At 61.6% G+C, this 22,420-nt stretch carries 25 protein-coding genes and 1 pseudogene (1 of these 26 running past the window's edge); 10 read left to right on the forward strand and 16 right to left on the reverse strand.

Annotated features, from left to right (window positions below):
* Positions 1–366 precede the first annotated feature (366 nt).
* The 6 genes from B384_RS0107840 to B384_RS0107870 form a co-directional block, all read right to left on the reverse strand.
* The gene (locus B384_RS0107840) at positions 367–1,125 is read right to left on the reverse strand and encodes a TatD family hydrolase (RefSeq protein WP_019482565.1); all 759 of its coding nucleotides are present in this window, start codon (positions 1,123–1,125) and stop codon (positions 367–369) included.
* Positions 1,122–2,396, reverse strand: coding sequence for a hypothetical protein (locus tag B384_RS0107845; RefSeq protein WP_019482566.1), 1,275 nt, complete (start codon positions 2,394–2,396; stop codon positions 1,122–1,124). The genes B384_RS0107840 and B384_RS0107845 overlap by 4 nt, the downstream gene beginning before the upstream one ends.
* An 840-nt stretch (positions 2,397–3,236) precedes the next feature.
* A complete protein-coding gene (locus B384_RS0107855; protein ID WP_019482568.1) occupies positions 3,237–4,973 on the reverse strand; it encodes a KAP family P-loop NTPase fold protein in 1,737 nt (578 codons plus the stop codon).
* A complete protein-coding gene (locus B384_RS0107860; RefSeq protein WP_019482569.1) occupies positions 4,973–5,827 on the reverse strand; it encodes a TIGR02391 family protein in 855 nt (284 codons plus the stop codon). The genes B384_RS0107855 and B384_RS0107860 overlap by 1 nt, the downstream gene beginning before the upstream one ends.
* A gap of 236 nt (positions 5,828–6,063) precedes the next feature.
* Positions 6,064–6,294: a hypothetical protein gene (locus B384_RS18230; RefSeq protein WP_019482570.1), complete on the reverse strand. Its 231-nt coding sequence runs from the start codon at positions 6,292–6,294 to the stop codon at positions 6,064–6,066.
* Positions 6,295–6,572: 278 nt separating this feature from the next.
* Entirely contained in the window at positions 6,573–8,078 is a 1,506-nt protein-coding gene (locus B384_RS0107870; protein WP_019482571.1) for an ATP-binding domain-containing protein, read from the reverse strand.
* A gap of 75 nt (positions 8,079–8,153) precedes the next feature.
* Here B384_RS0107870 and B384_RS18235 point away from each other — a divergent pair, with 75 nt between their 5' ends.
* Together B384_RS18235 and B384_RS0107880 are read left to right on the forward strand one after the other, a co-directional pair.
* Positions 8,154–9,395: an MFS transporter gene (locus B384_RS18235; protein ID WP_156809023.1), complete on the forward strand. Its 1,242-nt coding sequence runs from the start codon at positions 8,154–8,156 to the stop codon at positions 9,393–9,395.
* Positions 9,392–9,751 (forward strand): ArsR/SmtB family transcription factor, encoded by a 360-nt coding sequence (locus tag B384_RS0107880; RefSeq protein WP_019482572.1) that lies wholly within the window; start codon positions 9,392–9,394, stop codon positions 9,749–9,751. Before B384_RS18235 ends, B384_RS0107880 begins: the two co-directional genes overlap by 4 nt.
* A 30-nt stretch (positions 9,752–9,781) precedes the next feature.
* On the opposite strand, the gene B384_RS0107885 is transcribed toward B384_RS0107880, so the two are convergent.
* Both B384_RS0107885 and B384_RS0107890 read right to left on the reverse strand, forming a co-directional pair.
* Entirely contained in the window at positions 9,782–10,135 is a 354-nt protein-coding gene (locus B384_RS0107885) for a hypothetical protein (RefSeq protein WP_019482573.1), read from the reverse strand.
* The gene (locus tag B384_RS0107890; RefSeq protein ID WP_156809017.1) at positions 10,129–10,494 is read right to left on the reverse strand and encodes a hypothetical protein; all 366 of its coding nucleotides are present in this window, start codon (positions 10,492–10,494) and stop codon (positions 10,129–10,131) included. Before B384_RS0107890 ends, B384_RS0107885 begins: the two co-directional genes overlap by 7 nt.
* A 318-nt stretch (positions 10,495–10,812) precedes the next feature.
* Between B384_RS0107890 and B384_RS18240 the strand changes: the two genes are divergently transcribed.
* From B384_RS18240 to B384_RS18250, 6 genes and pseudogenes are all read left to right on the forward strand, one after another.
* On the forward strand, positions 10,813–11,211 hold the full coding sequence (locus tag B384_RS18240) for an ArsR/SmtB family transcription factor (protein ID WP_050994891.1): 399 nt from the start codon (positions 10,813–10,815) through the stop codon (positions 11,209–11,211).
* A complete protein-coding gene (locus tag B384_RS0107900; RefSeq protein ID WP_019482576.1) occupies positions 11,208–13,124 on the forward strand; it encodes a heavy metal translocating P-type ATPase in 1,917 nt (638 codons plus the stop codon). Before B384_RS18240 ends, B384_RS0107900 begins: the two co-directional genes overlap by 4 nt.
* A 17-nt stretch (positions 13,125–13,141) precedes the next feature.
* Entirely contained in the window at positions 13,142–13,600 is a 459-nt protein-coding gene (locus B384_RS0107905; RefSeq protein WP_019482577.1) for a hypothetical protein, read from the forward strand.
* Positions 13,601–14,071: 471 nt separating this feature from the next.
* Positions 14,072–14,290, forward strand: coding sequence for a hypothetical protein (locus B384_RS18245; protein ID WP_019482578.1), 219 nt, complete (start codon positions 14,072–14,074; stop codon positions 14,288–14,290).
* A 50-nt stretch (positions 14,291–14,340) separates the two neighbouring features.
* A complete protein-coding gene (locus B384_RS0107915; protein ID WP_237715263.1) occupies positions 14,341–14,727 on the forward strand; it encodes a YkvA family protein in 387 nt (128 codons plus the stop codon).
* 361 nt (positions 14,728–15,088) lie between these two features.
* Positions 15,089–15,442 (forward strand): annotated as a pseudogene (locus tag B384_RS18250) (phosphatase PAP2 family protein); the annotation flags it as partial.
* A gap of 10 nt (positions 15,443–15,452) precedes the next feature.
* Here B384_RS18250 and B384_RS0107925 read toward each other — a convergent pair.
* From B384_RS0107925 to B384_RS19655, 7 genes are all read right to left on the reverse strand, one after another.
* A complete protein-coding gene (locus tag B384_RS0107925; protein WP_019482581.1) occupies positions 15,453–15,764 on the reverse strand; it encodes a hypothetical protein in 312 nt (103 codons plus the stop codon).
* A 150-nt stretch (positions 15,765–15,914) separates the two neighbouring features.
* Complete coding sequence (locus B384_RS0107930) at positions 15,915–16,208, reverse strand: hypothetical protein (RefSeq protein ID WP_019482582.1); 294 nt, start codon at positions 16,206–16,208, stop codon at positions 15,915–15,917.
* Positions 16,142–17,284, reverse strand: coding sequence for a DedA family protein (locus B384_RS19650; RefSeq protein WP_019482583.1), 1,143 nt, complete (start codon positions 17,282–17,284; stop codon positions 16,142–16,144). The genes B384_RS0107930 and B384_RS19650 overlap by 67 nt, the downstream gene beginning before the upstream one ends.
* Entirely contained in the window at positions 17,281–18,777 is a 1,497-nt protein-coding gene (locus tag B384_RS18260; RefSeq protein ID WP_019482584.1) for a sensor histidine kinase, read from the reverse strand. Before B384_RS18260 ends, B384_RS19650 begins: the two co-directional genes overlap by 4 nt.
* Positions 18,767–19,444: a response regulator transcription factor gene (locus B384_RS0107945; protein WP_019482585.1), complete on the reverse strand. Its 678-nt coding sequence runs from the start codon at positions 19,442–19,444 to the stop codon at positions 18,767–18,769. Before B384_RS0107945 ends, B384_RS18260 begins: the two co-directional genes overlap by 11 nt.
* A 33-nt stretch (positions 19,445–19,477) precedes the next feature.
* Positions 19,478–20,221, reverse strand: coding sequence for a DedA family protein (locus tag B384_RS0107950; protein ID WP_019482586.1), 744 nt, complete (start codon positions 20,219–20,221; stop codon positions 19,478–19,480).
* Positions 20,222–20,456: 235 nt separating this feature from the next.
* A complete protein-coding gene (locus B384_RS19655) occupies positions 20,457–21,035 on the reverse strand; it encodes a PepSY domain-containing protein (protein ID WP_019482587.1) in 579 nt (192 codons plus the stop codon).
* 263 nt (positions 21,036–21,298) lie between these two features.
* On the opposite strand from B384_RS19655, the gene B384_RS0107960 reads away from it, so the two are divergent.
* Positions 21,299–21,970 (forward strand): VIT1/CCC1 transporter family protein, encoded by a 672-nt coding sequence (locus tag B384_RS0107960; RefSeq protein WP_083850882.1) that lies wholly within the window; start codon positions 21,299–21,301, stop codon positions 21,968–21,970.
* 95 nt (positions 21,971–22,065) lie between these two features.
* Here B384_RS0107960 and B384_RS0107965 read toward each other — a convergent pair whose 3' ends face one another.
* Positions 22,066–22,296 (reverse strand): ferredoxin, encoded by a 231-nt coding sequence (locus tag B384_RS0107965; protein ID WP_019482589.1) that lies wholly within the window; start codon positions 22,294–22,296, stop codon positions 22,066–22,068.
* Positions 22,297–22,406: 110 nt separating this feature from the next.
* Between B384_RS0107965 and B384_RS21490 the strand changes: the two genes are divergently transcribed.
* A protein-coding gene (locus B384_RS21490; RefSeq protein ID WP_443110855.1) for a recombinase family protein crosses the window boundary here: on the forward strand, positions 22,407–22,420 show its beginning. 1,474 nt of this gene lie beyond the right edge of the window; only the first 14 of its 1,488 coding nucleotides appear in the window; the start codon lies at positions 22,407–22,409; its stop codon lies off the right edge, out of view.

Consider the following 22,420-nt stretch of genomic DNA (forward strand, 5'->3'; position numbering starts at 1 on the left):
CTCGGGTCACATTTCGTGCCGTCCATCGACCGATCGATCAGGCCCGGCAAAGAGCAGATGATGTAGCCGACTGGCCACGGGCGCGCTAACGGTGCTCCCGGTCAGGTGGAGACAGATTCGTAACCAAAGGACGGAAAGACGTGCGTCGGGTGCTCTGGGAACCGTACGTCGGCGACGACATCGAAACCGTTACTGCCGTCATATTGCTCCGCGAGCATCTCACTGGTAAACGAATCCTGCCCTCCTGAGCTGTGGGCGGTCGCGCGCAATGCAAGGCGTCGTTCAGAAAGGTCCTCTTTCCTCAACTTCAGAAGACGCAACAGAAGGTTAGGGTTCCTTCTAATGGGCGGCTAACGTGCATTCCGCTCAGACGGTAAGGAGGGTATCGGCGAGCGAGTCTGAGATGACATCGATTGAGCCCGAGTCGATGGCGAGCTTTTTAAGGTTGGCCCACAACTGATGACGCGCCGCGTCCTGTGAGGTCCGCCAGATGCGCCCGAGGTGGTGTTCGATAGCGATCGTCGCGCCCGGCACTTCCGCCCGAACTTGCTTGGCGGGAAAGTCTGTTTCCGGCAGGATTCGATCACGGGGCATCGCCGCAACAAGGTCTTCGTTCATCGCGTTATTGACGGAGAAGTATGCGCCAACGGTGACTGCCCGCGCGACTTCCTCGGCAGTACCCAGAAACCAGTGAAGAATCATGCCGGAGTGAGGATGGCGTTCGATGAGGTCAACGACCTCACTGGTGCGTCCCGTCGAGTGAACCGAGATGAATACTGGCTGGTCGACGCAGGCATCCAAGATATCGATCAGTATCCGTTCCTGCTCTTCCCGAGGGCCGCGCTTGTCGAGACCTACTTCGCCTACAAGCGCGAACTGAGGAAGTAGCCGACGGAACGTGTCGGGGTCGTAGCCTTTACGGGCTGTAGGAACGCCAGGGTGGACTCCGATGCCCCAAGTCAAATGGCGGTCAGCGCGATCTGCTACCAGGGCCGCCTCCGACAGGCTGCGCGTCATGGCGAAAATGTGCGTGTTGCCGAGGGTGGCGAGTTGGCTGCGGGTCACGTCGGGCGCGACATGAGCATGGCAGTCCAAGCTCGGGAGTCCAAGATGGTCTGCCGTCATGGAAGATCCAGAAGTGCCAGCTCGTTGAGGCCTCTTTGTACGAGGTCTTCAGTGCGGTCGAGGTCGTAGTCGGGCGGCCACGTACCGGAGTCGATAGCGTCGATATCAACCCCGGCTTCGATGGCGTATCTGACCGCCTCGATGTCACCTCGCCGAGCCGCGATAAGGTCCTTGAGGTTCGGACCATCAATGGCCTGGAAGAGGTACCGTGTGGTATCGACGATATTTGCTTTAACGAACGTCGCCCGGCGAACCATGCACGGAACGCAGAGACCGCAATTTAGATTCGGAGATCCGGCGAACCAATTCCCGCCGAGCTTGCTGCACGACAGTGTCTTCGCTGCTGCATCCTCCCAGCCGTCGGGCGGCTGAATATCACGGACGCTCTCCATCGCTTCGCCTTTGGTCATCCATTCGAATGGGTTCGAGATGCTCAGTTCGATGTTGAGGCCGGCGAGGATATCGGCGACTCGTCGGAAAGTTTCGGGATGAGTGGAACGTGTGGAGAGAGCGCCACCGCGATTGGGTCGCAGCGGCAGGTTGATCCCCGTGTAGCCGTTCTCGGGAACGATCAGACTCTTCGAGCCGGTGCTGTTTGCTAACGCGATCCCGAGGCTTAGGAACATGAAAGCTCGGCTTCGGCTACTCGGCTCACGGCGTCGGGTTGCCTGTGCGAGCTGGAGCCGCGTGTAGGAGGGTGCGGGGGCGAAGGATTTCGCAAGCCAGGTTCCCACCGCGGTCTGTGCGCCTCGGATTGAAGTGGCAGTGTCTTTGTGTCCAACGAATGTGGGAGTCGTGCCGGATTTTAGGAGTTGAATTGCGCCGAGGTATGAGTCGAGTCCACCACTGAGTAGGCTCACGGGACCACCGTCTCCGATCTCGATGGTGTCCTCGAAACTGACGTCGGGCGCAGCCGTGACTGTGAGGTTCCAGTTGTCGCCGGTCAGCCATCCGAGGAGGTCAGCGGTGGTGTCTAGGAGTTCATCTGTCCATGCGTCGCGCGCGAGTACGGCGACTTGGATTGCGATGTCGCGACTGAATCGGACACCACGCTTCGTACTGCGATCGGCCATGTATGCGCCCGCGGCAATGTGAACGAGGTCTGCTACCTCACGGGTGAAGCCTTGCAGGGGCGCCAGATTCCAGGCGAGGTCCGATACGACGGACTTCGTATGGCCCGGCATCGAGGGCCACTTGAGGGGCGTGTAGCCGTCAACGTCCGCTCCCTGATTGCCCTGAGCCCGCACTAAATAGGCGCCGGATGCTGGCATGGTTATTCGCCCTTCAGGAGTCGCAGTACGTCGGCGCTCATCTGCCGGGCGACTTGGTGGAAGTCACGCGTGGCGACGGTGCCGTATCTGCCTAAGTCGAGTCTGCTCACTTTTGCCTTGACCCATTGCCGGAGACCAGTCTCGCGCTGATGTGCCTGCTTGGCCGTAACAGTGTTGGCGAGGATCTGATCTCGTAGCTCGATGAGGCCGAGGCGGACCGTGAGTTCTCCTATGAACTCTCGGATGGCCACGAGTCCGGGGATGTTTGCCGCCTCGGGGCCTCCGGCGAGTAGCGCCTTGATCTGTTCGAGGGATGCCTGACGCATCGCCTGTTCGTCTGGGTGGCCTGCTTGCCCGATCGCTACGTCAAGGATTCGGGCGTAGCGCATTCTGGGCGACAGGGCATCGAGATCCTCCAGGGTGAGGCCGTAGCCCGCCAGAGCGGCAGCATCGCGATCACGATATGCCGCGGCCGCCCCGATAGCGCTGCCGCCGCGAGCCGCCTGAGATGTGACTCGGCGGCNGCCGCTCGACGAGCCTCCGCCACCGCCACCACCTCCGGTTCCGCTACCGGCTGCTCCTCCGCGCCCGCCTCCACGGCGAGGAAGTGTCGCAGACAATGGAAATGTGGGAACCGAAGGTCGCCTGGCATCGGGGTCTTCCCCTATGAGAGCGCCTGCGATCGCTGCGATCAAAGGGTCGTACGGGGAATCGCTTCCCGCGGGCGCGATGCCATCGGCGTCAGCCGTGTCGCTGGCGTCGCCCGATGAGCTGCCAAGAGAAGTCCACTGATCTCTTGCTTGCTCCCAAGCTGCCGCGCCGCTTCCTCCGAAGGCCCCGTTAGTGCCCATTGGAACTCTCGATTTCGATCTTTGCGGCTTGTGCCACCATGTTGTCGATTCCGTCTTCGCGCGCCAGCCGTTGAAGTATCGGCTGATAGTGCGACTTGAGCTCCGCGCCGTTCATGTTCACGACAGTGCCAGTGGTCAGTCGATGAAGTAGTTCGCCGGCGCCCTGGATGACGAGATCTACAAGACTGGGCGTCTTATCAGCCCACTGGACCGTCATTTCAAAAAGTACGTCCAAATCCTCTAGGCGCCTGCCTTGCCTCAGGGCGAACTCCATCGCGGCCCGTTGCTCTGTTTCGCCCAATGCGGTTAGTTCCACCAGGGCCGCTGCACGCGCGGCGGTGCTATTGCCGAGAAGATCACCGATCAACCGAATTACCGCGTCGGTGGTCTCCTCCCCGGCGCGCACGTTCAGGAGCGAGGCAGCGAGATCGAGGTAGAGCCCGAGGTCCAAACCGAGGTCCGCGAGCGACGGTTCACTTGCAGCCCAATGGCGGGTCTCCTCGTTGATGTTGTCCGGACGATGGGCCTTCTCTTCGCCGTGCGCCCAGGCTTCCCAAGCGGTGAGCAGCGCGGGCCGGTCGGACTTGGCAGTAGCGGCCAGCACTTCGAAAGAGGTTCGATGGAGATCTTCGAGTAGAAGCATCTTCATGAGAACCGCAGTCGTGATCGTGACTTTTCGGGATTGCGCGACCATTGATCGCACTCCGAAAGCGTTCAGAAAGCGCTTGATCTGGCGGGGGTTCGCGAGCCGATCGGACGATAGCCCTTCGGCCAACTGCGCCGAGAGGTCCAAGGTCTCCTGACTGGGTGTCCAGTTCAGGTTGCCCAGATCGCTCAGTAATGGAGCCAAACCCTCTTGCCTTCGATCGGAGCAATGTCTAGCCAACGCGTCAAGTTGAGCGACGGTCGCACCGTCGGTGCGCGTGAGTAGCAGCCCGATGTAGGCTTCCGCGTCGGCGGTAGCGAGTCGAGGGAGCGTCACCGGGAGCTGAATGATCTTCTCCAGGTACCGTGTAGCGAATGCTCCGCTGCGGTTGGTCTCGCCAAGACTGATCGCGATGGAGTCCCGAACCATCTCCTGATCGGCGGCGATCACAAAGACCATCTTCGGCACCGCAAGGAACAACTTGATCCCTTCAAGCGTTGCCATGACAGCGGGTGGCAGACAGCGGTCGAGGTCGTCCACAAGCACGACGACTCGGTCGATGTCCGGCAGTCCCTTTACCAGCGTGTTGAAGGCGTCTTTGAAACCGGCCATCGACCTGTCATCCGAACGGCCTCTTGGCGCGAACGCATCGATGAGTTCATCGGGTTTCCATTGCATCGTGAGCGCTCCCTTGCCGAGAGCAAGTCCCACGCGCGTCCAACTGATCCGCTTGACCAAATCAGTGATGCGATCCTTGATCGTTCCGTCCGAGTTGAAGGTCGAACCGAGCTGATCGAGGACTTCCGCGATCAGCGATCCGCGAACATCATCGTGGTTGTCATACTGCCAAGGGTCAGTACGGATGACCACATAGCGACCAGCGGTCTTGAGTCGTTTCTCCAACAGATTGAGCACTGTGGATTTGCCGCCACCCCAGGGACTGTGCACCCCTATGGCTAGCGGATCGACGTCGGCTGTGCCGATAGCTTCGACGATAGGCTCGACGACTGCGTCAAATCCAAGTAGATCGACAAGGCTTGGGTTGTCATCCCATAGTTTGAGCTTGGTCGTTTCAGACATCAATTGTCGCCTCGTGGCGTCAGCCTCTTCATTGAGTCCAGCCGCCGGTGTGTGTAGGAGAAGAGCGAAAAGGCATCGTAGAAATCAATCAACTCTTCGTCGAATGTGATCCTGCTGGAATGTGCGCGTGGGTTTCGGAAGTGACCATGAATTCCAATAAGGAGGTTCTTGAACCCGCGATGCTCACTGACCTCGGAGTCTGACTCATGGGCGTTGATCGACCATGAGGGATGCGCTCGGTTCGTGCCGAATACGCCGTCGTATAGAGCTGCACCATCACCCGCGAGACCCGTGATGCCGCGGACCCTCGTCGGGATGCTCTTCGATGCTTCTGACATTGCGTGGAACAGAGAGCGGCTTATGAGCTCTTCAGCGCAGTATCGAAGCAGTTCCGAATGACATCCGCGGCGCTTCAGCTCGGTCTGAAAGCGCCCGGCCAGCGCCGCACCTTCAGAGATACTGAAGGCCTTCTTTCCTGTCACGAGCTTTCCTGCGTCGCTGATGGAGTATCCGTAAAACACCAAGAACTCGTTGAGCTGGTCGCGTAGATCGTTGAAGCGGGATGGCTGAGCCGCATATCGTCCAGGGCTCAGGGCTTTCGCGATGAACGCGCCAACGATGTTGCCTGCCTGTTGACGTACCTGGACGTTGTACAGCGTGATGTAGAGACTCTCGCGCTTGTTACCAGCAGGTTCACGCTCGGGCACTCGTACCATCTGGAGCAAGGCGTCTATCTCAGGCCCCGCGAGTCCTGGGAAGTCTGTCTGTGCGATGACATTGCAGACACCTTCGACGAAATCTGGAGGAAAGGGCGTGATCTTCTGCGGTCTCTGCTGGGTTGCGGTGATCGCCATCGAAGGTCCTTGTTTTCAGGCGACGGAGGTAAGTACGTCTTGCCTGGATAGTTGTGGCCATGACCTTCCTATGATCTCGCACACAAGTCGAACCCAGTGGTTCGACACGGCGGATGTCCCGCACGAGTGTGTCGTTGTCCATGGCGAAACGGACGGCACGCATCGCGTCACAGCATGTGACGCCTGAGCTAGCTTGAGCGATCGTTCAGTTCAAAACAGGAGGGAGTCGCAGCTCGCTAGGCATCGTTTCCCACCGCGACCTTCTGGTGCACTTGGGCGGCAGTCCACCCGCGCTCTCGGGTCCGAACGTGGGCGAGCAACACGAGGCTGACCGGACCGATCCAGAGGAACTTCATTGCATTCCAGATGAACAGGATGACGAGGATGTTCAGCCACACAGGTCCTCCGTCTTCCATAAGCTGCACGCAGATCGCCGCGGTAAGAAGGTAAGGAATGGCCAGGAGCATCGCGGGAGGCCCCACTTCAGGCCGCGGCGGGTGCGGATGAGGTCGAGCAGGATGTTGCTGGGCATGTAGCGCCGAAGGAAGTAGTTGGTGTGGGTGCTGGCGGTCCAGAGTGGCCGGAACATGGCGTTGTCCTCTCATCAGTGATTTGACAGCAGATGTCTGATAGAGAGAACCCAACCGAGGAAGGGTTGTACCGCGAGTATGGAGCAAGCGGCGAGTGAAGGCTATCTTTCCTTAACTTTAGGACGTTCGACCGCGCGGGGGAAGCTTTCACTCTGCTAAAGCGCCATTCCGGAGCGGTTCTGTCCTCTGGTGGGTGCGTCTCGCTGAGTCGCGTCTGGGACCTGTGCCAATGCCTGTGCCTTCTTGAGAGCGGCTTTGGCTCTGGTCTGATCGAGGTTCTGTGCGGCTGTGGCTGCTTGTGGTGGGAGGACCTGGTTTTCGGTGATGCCGTACCGGTCGCGGTACGCGGCGATAGTGGCGGCGTGCGTTTGCCATCGTTTCAGCGGCCCGCGCTGGATGGGCGGTTGCCCGAGCCCTGCGATCCATGGCTCCTTGGCGATGACCGCAGCCTGTGCGAGAGCGTGTGCCCGTTCGGTGATGAGGATTGCTCGTTCGGCGAGTGCCTGACGCATTTCGTCCGCCATGGGTCCTGTGGCTTCAGGAATGAGGCCGGCAATCAGGCGCGGCGCTTGGCGGGGACGGCTGCTGCCGGTCGGCAGGTTTGTTGTCTTCCCGAGTCGGGTGTGTAAGACGGCCGCGATATCGTCTGCGTCGTCAAATCTCCGTGCGGCAACGAGGCGTGGGAGCAGCGTGTCGACGTCGCGCTGGTTCGCTTCGGCCCGACGCAGCTCCGCAGTCAACGCCCCAAAAGCCTCCGACTCAACAACTTCATCGACCTGGACGCCGGAGAGTCCCGATCGTTCGATGAGACCCACCCAGCGCTCGTGCTGGGCGCTGGCGGCAATCGTTTCGTACTCGGCGGCCAGCTGGGCAATATTCGACCAAGTCTCTTGCTCTGCTTCAATCATCTCGTGCGCGGAAAGTTCCCCACCCACATGACTAAGGACCCCGGACAAGACAGCCAATGCCGTCGTATTCCCTTGATCGTCCGGGTGCGGATGCTGGTGGGTGTCGTCGGGGTGGTCGGTGGCGACGTAGGCGGTGTTCGCCTCGCGGCCACGGGTCATGGCGACGTAGAGCGTCTCACGGGTCATCGTCGACCCGTGCACGACCGCGTGCACGGTGTCCACCGTCAGCCCCTGTGCGCGGTGGGCGGTCACCGCGTAAGCGAGTTCGAGGTCTTTGGCCACATATCCGGCTGGAAGAACCACCGATGATCCGAGCCGGTGTCCGGCCCTGCGGACAGTGACGGACCCATCCGTGTTCGTTCCAATGACCGTCCAGCGGTCACCGTTTTTCACCCATCCCCTACCCGCGGGCAGGCGACGGTCGTTGCGGCGTGTGATGACGAGGTCCCCCTTCGAGGCGCCAGTGCCATCGTGCAGCCGCATCTCCCCGGTGTCCGCGACGTGGCCAGCGATCAGCAGGTCCAACCGCGCACGGGTATTGAGCGCGCTGACGACGTCGTGGGTTTCGGCGATCAGCACGCTCGCTTTCCCTGCGGAGAGGTCTGTTCGCCAGGCGGCGTAGGCGGTATCGAGCATGACGTCGGTGTCGCCGTCCTGGATGCGTTGGTGGCTCTGGTAGGCGTCGATGACTTCCGTGTTGCCGAGGCGTAGTTGCACCATCACTGGTAGTACCGCGTCGAGTGCAATGACCATTCGCGTTTATGTGCATAAGTGTGCACTTATGCTATACATTAAGTTGGTTGGTTTCTATCAGTGGAGAGGTTCATGATGCTTGAGGTGTTACGGGTCGGCGCGTATCGGAAGCTGTTCGCGGCGCAGATTGTTGCCCTGCTCGGTACCGGGCTGCTGACTGTGGCGTTGGGCCTGTTGGCCTTCGATCTGGCCGGCGGGCAGGCAGGTGCGGTGCTCGGAACGGCGCTGACCATCAAGATGCTGGCCTACGTTTTCGTTGCCCCGGTCATGGCTGCGCTGGTGGAGCGGCTGCCGCGTAAGACGGTGCTGGTCGCCGCGGATCTGGTGCGCGCAGGCATTGCGCTGAGCCTGCCCTTCATTGATCAGGTCTGGCAGATTTATGTGCTGGTGTTCATCCTCCAGTCCGCCTCTGCTACCTTCACGCCAGCCTTCCAGGCACTCATTCCGGTGGTTCTACCGAAGGAGAAGGACTACACCCGCGCGCTGTCCCTGTCCCGCCTTGCCTATGACCTGGAATCACTCCTCAGCCCGGTGCTCGCGGCTGCGCTGCTGGTGTTCGTGTCCTACAACAACCTCTTTGTCGGCACGATGGCCGGCTTCCTCCTCTCGGCTCTGATGGTGATTACCACGCGGTTGCCGCAGATACCGCCCGTGGAACGCTCCGGGTCGCTGCTGCATCGCACAACCCTGGGAACACGGATATTCCTGCGCGAACCTTCCCTCCGGGGGCTGATGGCCCTGAACCTGGTCGTCGCCTGCGGAACAGCGCTGGTGCTGGTAAACACCGTTGTCTATGCCCTGGATGTATTCGGGGGATCGAATACCGATCTGGCGATTGCCCTTGCCTGTTACGGTGCCGGCTCCATGGTGGTCGCCCTCACCGCTCCACGAGTGCTCGACCGGGTGCCGGACCGCTCCCTGATGGCCCTCGGCGGCATTATTCTGCCCCTGGGAATTATCGCGGCCGCGGTAATTGCCTGGACCGAACAATCCTGGCCATTACTCCTCGCCGTCTGGGCGATCCTGGGCGCTGGAACATCGATGATCAACACCCCATCAGCCCGACTGCTGCGCCGCGCAGCCACCGACAACACCCGCGCCTACCTCTTCACCGCCCAGTTTTCCCTCTCCCATGCCTGCTTCATCCTCACCTACCCTGTCGCCGGATGGGTAGGTGCGGNCCGGACAGCCGGCGGCAGCAATTGTCTTGGCGGTTCTGGCTACACTGGGCACATTGGCTGCATTGCGGCTCTGGCCGCACACACAGCAACCTGCCGCACCGGAAGTCCCCGCCACTCAGAAGGACCGCTGATGTGAATAAACCCCAACTCCACGCAGAGCCAAGCCTGCACCACGAGGAACCGCCCAACGCGGCCCGCCTCGAAACAGGGGCGGCCACGTTCCGGATGCTGTCCGACCCCACCCGGCTTCATATTCTGTGGCTTCTCACCCAGGGTCCTGCGGATGTCACGTCGTTGGTGGAACAGACCGGCGCCACCCGGACCTCAGTCAGCCAGCACCTGGCAAAACTGCGGTTCTCCGGGCTGGTGAGCACCCGGAAGCACAGCCGGCACGTGGTCTACAGCATCATCGACGGGCACCTTGCCCGGCTCGTTGAAGAGGGAATCAACCACGCCGATCACCGCGTCAGCGGTGAACCCCCACACGACTGAAGCCGGAGGAGCGTACCCGGTTACGGATTACTACACCTTGGGTTCGGATCCCTGAACGGCCTCCGCCAGATAGGCCGGCAGATCCCACCGCAACGCGCGCCGAATCAGCACCGCGCGACACACCACCAGCCAGGCCGCACCGAAGAACACCGCACCCAACCAGAAAATTGCCTGTGACGGACGCACGACCGGTTCCGCGGAACCAAACAATAGCGGCACCAAATACCAGAGCGTGAAACCAAACCAGACGAAAGTACATACTCCGGCGGCGGCCATCAAAGCCTGCCGACCAAGCCTGCGGCCGTTGCTGGCAAAGCCCACAGGCAGCAGAGCTATCCCCAGAAGCGTGATCGCCGGACCCCAGAACAGGAACTGTCCTAACACGGCGCCGCCAGGACCAGCGAGGCCCCCACCATAATGAAACGGCGATGGCGTAGCGGCAAACGAATCGAGCCAGGTCCGGCGGCGACAACAGCCGCTGTCAGGGCCGCAAGAATTTCCTCTTCCGAAGGAATGATTGGCAATTCCCTGTCTGCCACTAGGAAGCCTCCGGCCTCCGCGGGCAGAGAATCTCTCTCGCTGGAGGAGGCAACCGTGACACCATCAATCCGCAGGATGGGTATAGCGGGATCCCTGTTCACCGCGTTTGCTGTGGCCTTAGTGGCGGTGACTGTGGTGATGTGCTCGTAGGGTGCAACATCGGCCAAAATCCGCTCCGTCCTCTCCCTGAGTGTGGATGCCACGGAAGATCCCTTGCTGTTCAGCAATTTAACCCGCATGGATAAAGCACCTATCTTCGATCATTCTCAGCCCTACCCAGACTGGTGAAGTAAAAAATCGCGGTCAAGTTCACCCCTAGCAAACCCTGCGAAAATTCACACGGCAGCATCCCCTATCGTGAGCTGCGACCCTTGGCGATACACGAGACGGTGAAAACACAATTTTTTGTCCTCGCGGGCCATCGAGACTTTAACCCACTTCTGCGCTGGCCCTCCCAGGAGCTTACCTTTGAGTCATCGGACGACCCATCTTCAGACAGCGTCGTGAGCTAGTATCTAAGTATGAGTGAAGATTTGAAGTTATGCAGCTTTGATGTGGAGAGCCAGTATGTCGAGTTGGCTGTCGAAGTTTTCGCGATGTTGGCCGATGCCACGCGGGTGCGTATCATTTTGGCGCTGCGGGATGGCGAGTTGTCGGTGAATCATTTGGCGGATATCGTCGATAAGTCACCGACAGTTGTCTCCCAGCATCTGGCGAAGCTGAGGTTGGGGCGTATCGTGGCTGCCCGGCAGGACGGGACGCGGGTGTTCTACCGGCTGGTTGATGGACACGCTCGTACGCTGGTGGCCAATGCGGTCTATCAGGCCGAGCATGCCCTGGGTGGCGCACCCGCCCACCACCGGATAACCGACACGGACTCCGAAGAGGGCGCCGCCGTTACTGCGACGGTGCACTCATGACCGTCCTTGCCTCCGATGTCACTTCTGATGGTGGGCGGGTTCTCGCCAAACCGCCCTCAATCTTCACCACTGCGCTACGGCTGCCCGAGGTCCGTTGGGCCGGGATCGCCCTGCTTCTGTTCCTCCTCGGTTCTATCGCCCAGTCCACCGGCATGCCACCGGTCGTGTGGTGGGTGCTGTATCTTGCGTGCTACGTCGCGGGCGGCTGGGAACCCGCCCTGGCCGGCCTCCAGGCGCTGCGGGCAAAAACCCTTGATGTTGACCTGCTGATGATCGTTGCCGCGATCGCCGCGGCGTCCATTGGTCAGGTATTCGACGGCGCGCTGCTCATTGTTATTTTCGCGACCTCCGGTTCCCTCGAAGCGATCGTGACGCAGCGCACCGCCGATTCGGTCACGTCCCTGCTGGATCTGGCCCCGGAACAGGCTACACGCCTCCGCGGAGCTGACGGGGATAATGCGGAAGAGTATGTGGATACGGCGGAGCTGCGGGAAGGGGATGTGATCCTCGTGCGGCCGGGGGAACGTATCGGCGCGGATGGCCTGGTAATCCATGGTGTCAGTGAGGTGGATCAGGCCGCGATGACCGGTGAATCCGTTCCTGTGGTCCGTGGTGTGGGGGATGAGGTGCTCTCCGGCACCCTCAACGGTACCGGGGCGCTTCAGATTAAGGTCACCCGGGAGGCGAAGGATTCAGTGGTCAGCCGGATCGTCACCCTCGTGGAGGAAGCATCAGCCACCAAAGCCAAGACGCAGCTGTTCATCGAAAAAGTTGAACAGCGCTACTCCCTCGGCGTTGTCATTTTTACCCTGTTGGTGTTTTCTGTTCCGTTTCTCCTTGGGGAACCGCTGGAGGAATCCCTGCTCAGGGCCATTACCTTGATGATCGTCGCTTCGCCGTGCGCGGTGGTGCTCTCCACGATGCCGCCGCTGCTGGCCGCCATCGCCAACGCCGGCCGGCACGGGGTATTGGTGAAATCAGCCACTGTCATGGAGCAAGTCGGACAAACCACGATCGTCGCCTTCGACAAGACAGGAACCCTGACCGAAGGCCGCCCCCACGTCATCTCAGTCGACCCCGCAGGAAACACCCACGATGAGGACACAGTGTTGATGCTCGCCGCTGCGGTCGAGCAATACAGCGAACACCCGCTGGGCCGGGCCATACTGGCCGCCGCACGGCAGCGCGGAATCGCGATTCCTGATGCCGAGGAATTCCTGGCCCGACCAGGAGTAGGTGTCTCCGGAATCGTCGACGGTGAACGGATCAGCGTTGAACGACCCGCGCACCCGACCCCGGGAGCGACGGGTACCACCGTCGATGTCCTGGTCAACAGCACCGTCATCGGCCGGATTACCCTGCAGGACACTCTGCGTGCGGACGCCGCCGACACTGTGGCAAAGCTCCGCAACATCACCGGGAACCCCGTACATCTTCTGACAGGAGATAACCCCCAGGCCGCAGCACACATCGCCGGCCAAACCGGAATCGACGCAGTCCGCGCCGAACTGCTCCCGGCCGACAAAGCCACAGCCGTGCAGGAAATGGAACAAGACGGACAGCGGGTCCTCATCGTCGGTGACGGCGTCAACGATGCCCCTGCCCTAGCCGCCGCAAGCACCGGAATCGCCATGGGACGGCACGGATCAGACCTCGCTTTGGACACCGCCGACGCGATCATGGTCCGCGATGAACTCAGTGCCCTGCCTGCACTGATTGCCATGTCCCAACGCGCCCGCCGGTTTGTCATCGCCAATCTCATTATCGCGGCGACCTTCATCACCGTGCTCGTCACCTGGGATCTGATTTCCACACTGCCGTTGGCACTGGCTGTTGCTGGACATGAGGGATCCACCGTTATCGTCGCCCTCAACGGGCTCCGGCTTCTACGCAGCAAGGCATGGCAAGTATGAGCCGAAATGCCTCGCCCATGAATGAAACGCGGGTGCCGCTGCGCGCTGAAATCCCTTACAAAGGACACTTCACGCTCACCGCGGCCGCCACCGAAATGGTTTACGTCTTCGGAGGAGCACTGCACTGCTACGACGGACCCGGAGGCTGCCGAAAAAGAGGGCTCTTCTTCTCACGGATCCAACCCAAAAAAGCCATCTTCTGCCCCCTAACCACTGCCGACAGCGACGCACAGCCTTCCGGCGTTGCCCATATGCCGGCCCTGGAAATCAGTGTCAGCACCTCCCTCGCCGAAATACTGAACGAAGCAACCCTGGACTTCGGCAACTACACCGGCAAACAACGATTCGCCTGGACCCGCATCCCAGCCCTGAAAACCCCTCCCTGTACCTGCCTGCGCTCTATCGGTGCATCATCAGGGAAGCGTTCCCCATGCCTAGACGACCAGAACCTCGGATTCACAGACCTAAAACCCTGAGCCCGGCAGGTAATAGGTGAAAACTTCGAAGTTTCCTCGTCCGGTGAATCCAGCACGTGCCCCGGGCACATTTCCAACACGTCCCGTCCCGTGATTCCACGGGCCAAAACTAATATCCGAGGCGACGAGGATGATTAGGCCGCACACGAGTGAGCCCTCTGTCCACATTCTCAAAGCCTGGGCGGTTCTCTCCCGCCGTCATCGCTGTTGGTCGTCCGCACACCCGCCCCTATACGCCCGTTTGTGGGCGATGGCTGGGACAGGAAGTGGAGGTGGTTAGATCCCATCACGGAGAGCGTGAGAGTAGTCGGTCAAGCCGTGCGAATGTGGGCCGGTTCGAGAACACACTGGCGCCCCGGAAAACGAGAGTGGCTTCCGCGGTAACCTGTTTTCAGCACCCTGTCCCCCATCCTCGCCACAGAAGCACACCGTGAGGGTCACGGCACAGATTTCACTGTCCAGGAACAAGACATGACGGTCATTCAGCTCAGCATCAGCAATGACCTCGCCCCGAAGATTGGCGGAGCCCTGCTGGATTTCGGTGAATACAACAACGTGCACCGGTTCATCTGGTTGACCTTGCCCGCGGTCAAGGGCCCGCAATGTACCTGCCGCCGATCCTTCGGACCGTCTGCGGGAAAACGTTCACCGTGCCTGGATGATGAGCGGCCCGGGCTCAGCGGCCCGTGAACGAAAACGAGGCGGCGGCATTCGTGTGGTGGCAGAGCGTATTAACGGTCGTGGGAGGACTACTTGTCCTTTATGTGGTGCTGTTGATCCTGCTGTGGTGCTATGCCCGGAAGCACCCGGAGACACTCACTATGAAGGACGCGCTGAGGCTACTGCCGGACCTCTTGCGGCTACTCAGGTCCCTTACCGCCGATAAGTCCTTACCTTCGGGTGTCCGCTTCAGATTGGTCCTGCTGCTGGTCTATCTGCTCATGCCCATCGATATTGTTCCGGATTTCCTGCCTGTTATCGGCTATGCGGACGATGTGATCATCGTTGCCCTGGTTCTACGCTCCGTTATCCGCCGGGCGGGGCCGGACGCGCTGGTCAAGCACTGGCCGGGCAGCGTCGAAGGGCTGCAGGTTGTGATGAGGCTCGCGGGCTCCGGGTCCTGGTGACACTTTCCTTAAGCGACTCTGCGGCTGCGGCGCATACCGTGCCTGTCCGCGGCTTCTGCTGTGCGGGGAAGCTCACATAGTTCGGACTGCCGGTTCGTAGGCATACCCGATGCCGGTCGTAGGATTGCCCCTTACCCTGCCTCAACTGGGCCTTGGATGGGTTGGATTATGCGGTGCCCGATGAAGTAAGCAAAGAACATTTCCACGGCCGGCCACGGTCTGATGGTGCGATGCGTGATGACCGCTTTATGGGCGGGTAGGACCTCACCGAGTGGGGGAACGCCCCGGCAGATCCCTTGCCCGGTGGATGCATCGGATAAGCGGTCTGTTGAGCCCGCAGCCGCGTTGATTCTCACGCTGGCCGTTTGAATATTCGGCGTCGTTTCCCAGTGGACATTCTCTTAACGCGGTAATCATCGCCGGTGTGGTGGCTTATCTGCTCATCCTGCGCCAAACAACGCGCCAGGCTGGGATCCTCACTGTTGCCGCGGCGGCGGTGTTTGCGGTGACCATGGGATTGAGCAGGGTGTTCCTGGGCCATCACTGGTTTACTGACGTCCTGGTCGCGTGGACTCTCGGCGTTGCGTGGCTCGCCCTGGTCGTCACGGCCCACCGCCTGTACCTGACCGCCCGGCACCGCGGAATCTCGTCATCCATCGATGGCAGTCCCGACGGCCCGGCGGAGAATTCTCCGCCGACCACGGGACACTCGTGATCGGTTTGCCCTAAAGGGTTGACTCGTCGGTCCGGCGGGTCGCGCGTCCTTCACCTTCACGGATCCTGTTTTCCACTTCGGTGTGCGGCTCCGGAATCTGGTTGCCGGCGGACGCATGCGGGATTCCCTGTGCCGGCTGTGTGTTCCCTGCCGGGGCGGCGGGAGCACTTTGGTGAATAATGGACGCCGATGCCTGGTGGCCGGGCTGAAAGTCAGCGGCCAGCGCAGCCCCCGCCCCGGTGAGGTTCAGCCCGGCGACCAGGGTGAGGACGAGCGCTTTCCTACCCCAAGTGCTCCTGCGGTGTTCTGGTTCGCGTCGCATCTCATTCTGCTTTCCATGCCGGTACTGCCGTCTTTGGGTTCGGGTTCATCTTCGCCTATGGTTCCTGAAAAACACCTGAGAAGACGGCCGCACACATCAACAAGCAGTCAGCAACCGCCGATCCGGTGCCGACGACGTCGTCCCTAGCGGTCACTGTGCCTGTGCTGCTGGTCCTGCCAGTCGTGGCTGGTGGGCCCGGGGCGCGCTCATCAGGGCGGAAAAGCCCAGTGCCCAGATGGTTCCTGCGGCCCAGGCGAGGATGGTGTCGGTGGGTTGCTGCCCGGCAGGGTAAAGGTGGCTGACGACGAGCAGGGCGGTGACGGAAACCAGGCCCGCCAGAAGGATCACTTTCGACGTCCACGAATCGTGGTGCCGGATCAGGAACCAGGCGGTGGTGGTGAGGATGGCGGTGGAGACCAGTGTTGTCCCTGCGGGTGCTGCCAAAGAGATTCCCAGTTGACCGGAATGGACCGGGGCCGGGGTCCGGCAACCGCCAGGTGACCGGCAGCGGTGATGATGAGTGCCCCGGCGGCGGTGACTGCGGCGGGCGCGACAGCGTTGCGTATGCCGCTGTGTGGGAGGACGATAGCGGCGATCGCGATGGCAGCGGCGATCGCGGCCGGATGACCGAGGACGGTAATGATGCTCATGATGGCGGTGAATTCATCGTCCTGATGGTCCATAAACCAGGCCAGGACCGGTTGATTGATTCCCCGCAGTGCCTGACCTGTAGGGGACATCCGGCTCAGCAGGGTATATCCGGCGGAAATGAGAACCACGGTCGACAGTGCTCCGCCGACCGCAGCCAGTCCCTGCCTGGTGCGCAGGCCCGCCGCGGCCGGGCGGGTGACTTTGCGAAACGCTGCGGCTGCTCTGGACGAGCGCATTTTGTGCACCTGCCGCTGTGTCCACTGGTAGTTGCGCAGCGCGAAACGGACAACAAGGGCAAGCAGGAGGAACCCGGCGAGGATCAGGGTGAGGATCAGGCTGGCCCTGCCCAGGTACTGTTCGACCGTTTTGTAGGACTGCCCGGCGAAGTAACCCAGGAGCACCACGGTGGTGGCCCAAATGGTGCCACCGATGCTGTTATACAGCAAGAAGGTGCGGTAGGGCATGCGTCCCATTCCTGCCAGCGCGGGCACCAGTGCGCGCAGCAAACCGACCCACCGTCCGATCAGGACCGCACTTCCGCCGCGTTTGCTCAGGAACTGTTCACCTTTGGCCCAGCGTTCGGCTCCGACAAACCGTCCGGCCCGACTGTTTTTCAGCCCGGTCCCGAACCGTCTGCCGATTTCATAGCCTACGGAGTCCCCGGCGATGGCGGCCAGGACGGCGACCGCGAGCATGATTCCGAGATTGATGTGTCCCTGGCTGGCGATCACCCCGCCGATGAACAGGGCGGTCTCCCCGGGCAGGACCAGCCCGATGAACGCAGCCGCTTCACCGAAAGTGAGAGCGCCGACGATCACATACACCAGTGGTCCGGACAGGGACATGATGAAGTCGATGATCTGACTCACAGGCCAGTTTCCTGCACCGGATGGTCCCTGTCTGCCAGGTCCTGTCCTTCCCGGTTTTGCGCCGTCTGTTGTTGCGGCATGTCCGGGTGTGTGGTCTGCAGCGGTACGGTGAGGCGGAAGCGGGTGTGCCCTTCGGGTGTTTCGGTGGCGTTGATCGTGCCGGCGTGGGCGCGGAGAATTTCGCGGCTGATGGCCAGGCCGAGTCCGCTGCCGCCGCTTTCGCGGGTGCGGCTGGCGTCGAGGCGGACGAACCGGTCAAACACTTTCTCCCGCAGATCGGCGGGGATGGTGTCTCCGTCGTTGTCGATCATGATGACCGCTGCGCCGCCATCGGTGGTGAGGTTGATGTCCACCCGGGTGGCTGCGTGTCGGTCGGCGTTGATCAGCACGTTGCGGAAGACCTGCGCCAATCTGTTGGCGTCGCCGGTGACCCGCACCGGAACCAGGCGCCCACTGACCGTGCGGGTGGAGATGGATTTGAGTCTGATGATTTCCTCATGAAGGACATCGTCGAGATCCACGTCGACCATGGTGAAGCGCAGCCCGGCGTCGTCAAGTTTGGCCAGGGTGAGCAGGTCCTCCACCAGGTAGCTCATGCGCCGGGTCTGGGTCTGCAGGATCCCGGTGGTTTCCCGCCAGGTGTGCCCGGTGGTGTCCGCGGCGGCGATTTCCAGGCCGGTGGTCAGGGTTGCCAGGGGGCTGCGCAGTTCGTGGCTGGCGTTGGTGACAAACCGTCGCTGCGCCTGGTCCGCCGATTCAAGCCGGCCGAGCATCTCGTTCATGGTGGCGGCCAGATGTTCTATTTCGTCGCGGGTGGCAGGAACTTCGACACGTTCGTTGAGGTGCTGGCGGGTGATACCTGCCACGGTGGCACGGATCCTTTCCACCGGCCTGAGGGACCGCCCCACCAAGATCCAGATCATTGCCCCGGCCAGGGCGAGCAGCACCGGGACCCCGCCGAGAAGAAACCAGGCGACGGTGGTGACGGCATCGCGCTGGATCGAGGTCGGAACGGCGACCACCACCGTGGCATTCCCCTCAGGCAGTCCAATACCTGTTGCGGCGGTCAAATAGTCGTCGAAGTCGGTGATGCTGAGCAGGCCCGGCTGCGCGGAGACGTAGGTTTCCCCTGGTGATAGTGCGCCTTCGTCGTAGAGGGGTTCGGTGAAGGCATCATCGGAGGTGGCTTCCAGGGTGCCGTCGGCGCGCAGGATCTGAGTGATCTGGGTGTCGGTGCCGGTGATGTCACCGGCGATGTCGACGCTGTCGTCCTCACTGATCTGCTCCACCACTGAATCCAGGTGTTGGATAGCCAGTTCACGCGCGTTATCCAACAATGAGGAGCGCAGCAACACCAGCAGGACCACACCGGCAATGGTGAGCACGAGGGCCAGGGCGGCGACCGCGGCGGCCGTGGCCTGTCTGCGCACCCCCCATTTACCCCGCCCCCGTCCGATGCTGCCGTGAAGTGTCCGGGCGGGATCAGCGTTCATCGGAGACCAGGCAATACCCCATACCGCGCACGGTCTTCAGAGTATTCGTGCCAAACGGTGCGTCGATCTTTTTGCGCAGGTAGCCCATGTAGACCTCGATCACGTTGTCGCTGCCCTCGTAGGCGGAATCCCACACGTTGTCGAGGATCTCAGCTTTGGACACCACCTGATCGTGGCTGCGCATCAGATACTGCAGGATCGCGTACTCTTTCGGCGTCAGCGCCAGCACGGTGTCCTGCCGGGTAACCATTCTGCGGACCGGGTCCAGGATAAGTGAACCCACGGCAACGTTGACCGGTCGCTCGGGGGCGCCCCTGCGGATCAGCGCCCGGAGGTGGGCCACGAGGACGATGAAGCTGAACGGTTTGGTCAGGTAGTCATCGGCTCCGAGGTCGAAGGCATCGGTTTGGTCGTATTCGCCGTCCTTCGCGGTCAGCATCAGGACGGGGGTCCAAATTTTAGCTTCCCTGATTTCCTTCAGGATCTGGTAGCCGTGTTTTCCCGGCAGCATGATATCCAGCACGGCGACGTCGTAGGGGTTCTCCAGGGCCAGCCAGGCACCGGTCACGCCGTCATGGGCGACGTCGACCACGAACCCCTCGTTGGTCAGGCCGCGGCGGATGGACTCCGCGAGATCTTTTTCATCCTCCACCAGCAGAATCCTCACAGTGGACCTCCTTCCGCGGTGCTCAGCCTCATCCTAGTCAACCCCGCAACCATCCCCGCCAGTAGAAGACCCGGAGGCAATGGGTGCAGCCGCCCCGGCGACTGCACCGGCGGGGGTAGTCTCCGTCCGGTTCCGGCGGACCTGCCGGATAATTTCGATCACTGTCGGGACCACTGAGACGGCAACAATGATCAGTGCAATCAGATCCACATGCGCGGCGATGAACGGAATACCGCCGAGAAGGGACCCGGCGATCGTCACCCCAGCACCCCACAGCACAGCGCCGAGCACATTCCAGAGCAGGAATTTCCGGTACTGGTAGTGGGCGGTACCAGCCGCCAGAGGGACAAAGGTCCGCGCAAACGGCACAAAGCGTGCCAGAACCAGGGACCGGCCTCCGTAGCGGGCAAAGAAGGTTTCCGCGCTGATCAGGTACCTGGTTTTCAGCACACGGGCATCGTCGGTGAACAGCCGGCGGCCGAAGCGCCGGCCCAACCAGTACCCGACCTGGTCCCCCAAAATCGCAGCAGCCACAATCACCGCGACCAACACTGGAAGGTTCAGCCCAAGACGGGCATGCAGCAGACCGGCCGTGAAGATCAGCGAATCCCCCGGCAGGAAGGGGAAAAGTACCCCTGATTCAATGAACACCATGCCGGCCACCACGGCCAGCGCCCACCCACCCAGTCCCTGCAGCAGGGCACCAGGATCGGTGAGATTTGGCCACTGTACGGCGGCCACCATATCGGCAGCGGCCATGGGCAGGTAAACAGTCATCAGAAGAATCCCTTCGGATACGGGCCATAAAGTCGGGCTATAGTTCTTTCCTGCCAGCCTGCCCCATGGTTGCTGAAGGAATCCTGAGAATGCTCACCCCGAAGTTGGGTTTTGTGTATACCTCTGGGATGCTGCTGGTCCGGAACGTAGGCCGGCCGCACACCGTTTGGGGGCGGGTGTGCGGCCGGATTCTATTTGGTTGTGGTTACCCGCGGCCCGTCCGCGGTTTTGAGGGTTACTTGGTACCGGTCGATGCGGCCTCCTGTGCGTCATCGAGCTCGCCGTCGGCTTCATTGTCAGCGCCGTCCTGCTCCTCGGCGCCCTCCGAAGCTTCATCCTCGCCGGCCTCGGAGGCTTCGTCTTCCCCGGCCTCGGTGGCCAAGACAGTAGCGTTGCCGGCGTCAACCTTGACCTCGGTCAACACCCCCTCACCGTCCTTGACGGTCACCTCATACACCAGCGACCCGTTCTCGTCCCCGAGTTCGGTAGAGACCACACTGGACCCTGATACCGATCCAGTGGCGGCGGTTTCGGCGGCCTTCGCATCAATGGTCGCCAGCTTCTCCAGCCCCGCGGCCTCATCTGCCTCGGACTGCTCCGTGGCAGATTCCTGAACCGAAATGGAGCCGTTCAGCTTCGGTTCCTGCTGCTCATCGTTCTCTGCGCTGTCCTGGTTTGCCTCAACCGGCGGCGGAGCGGGAACTGTGGCGGCGTTTGCCGCGCTCAGACCGACCGCTGCGGTTCCTCCGATAAGAGCCAGCCCGGCAAGGGAGCCGACGAGCATCTTCTTTTTGTTGCTGGGTGTGGTGTTCATGGTGATGCCTTTCAGTGAGGACTTGGACCCCTCCGGCGTTTGCCGTTCAGGTCCGGCCCCGTTTCCCGGTGCCTGTAACCACTCTGACCCCCACCCGCTAAGAGAACGCTGAGAGAACCTGAAGGCCAGATAAGTGCACACCCATGCGAAGCCGGAACCCGGTGCTGTCTGTGCTCCTTCACAGAAGGGTGCGGTACGCTCTTGCCCAGAAATAAAGGAGATTTATGCCTGTGCATGCGTATCCTGAGCCACACGCTTCAGGAATGTCCGGACGTTTGAACGCGCTTCGCGCCGCGGTCCTCGGCGCCAATGACGGCATTTTGTCCATGGCAGGACTGGTGATCGGCGTCGCCGGTGCTACCACCCAGGTTCAGCCGGTGTTCATCGCAGGAATGGCCGGCCTAACAGCCGGTGCGGTTTCCATGGCGCTCGGTGAATACGTCTCGGTGAGCAGCCAGCGCGACAGCGAGAAGGACTTGATTGCCAAGGAAAAACGTGAACTCGCCGAGAACCCGGAGGCCGAACTGGAAGAATTGGCCGGACTCTATGAGCAGCAAGGACTCAGCAGTACCACGGCAGCTGCGGTGGCCCAGGAACTGACGGCCCGGAATCCGCTCAAGGCCCACCTACGAATGGAACTTGGCGTCGATGAGGAGGAACTGACCAATCCGTGGCACGCCGCAGGATCCTCCGCCGTGGCCTTCCTGCTCGGTGGGCTCCTGCCGGTCCTGGCCATCCTACTCTCCCCGGTCCCGATAAGAGTATGGATCACCTATGTGATCGTTCTGGTGGCCCTGGCGCTGACCGGTGCGGCCGGCGCCAAAATAGGCGGCGGCTCAGTTAGTAAGGCGGCGCTGCGGGTCGTGGTGGGCGGGGCTGTGGGGCTGATGATCACGTACGGCATCGGATTGCTGTTCGGAGCCACCGTCATCTGACCGGCCTCTTGATCGGACTTCCAGCAGTGTACTGGATGGGGGCGGGAGCACAGGCCCGCCCTCGCATTGGAGCCGATGGGTTCGGCTATGACCGGTTAGTGGTTTGTGCGCCAGTAGAGGGCGCGCGCCGGGCAATACTTCACGGCAAGTCGCGCCTCGCGGCTCTCCGGGGCGGGACCGTTGAGTATCGGATAGCCCCATTCGTCGAGGGTGATGTGTTCGGGCAGGATAGTCGCGCACACCCCGTGTCCGGTGCAGGCGATCCGGTCCACCGCAAGGAGCCGTCCAATTACTTTCCCTGTCCCCGCGCTGGTTTCATTGCTCATGCTGCGGCGCCGCGTTGCCTGATCGTGCAGGGACCGGCGGCGTGATCTTCCAGGTGCACGGCGAACACGGTCAGGGCGCTGGCAGTGAACGCTGCGATACCGTCCGGGAAGTGGCAGGCTCCCC

The organism is Arthrobacter sp. TB 23 (assembly GCF_000294595.1).
GTDB lineage: Bacteria > Actinomycetota > Actinomycetes > Actinomycetales > Micrococcaceae > Arthrobacter_D.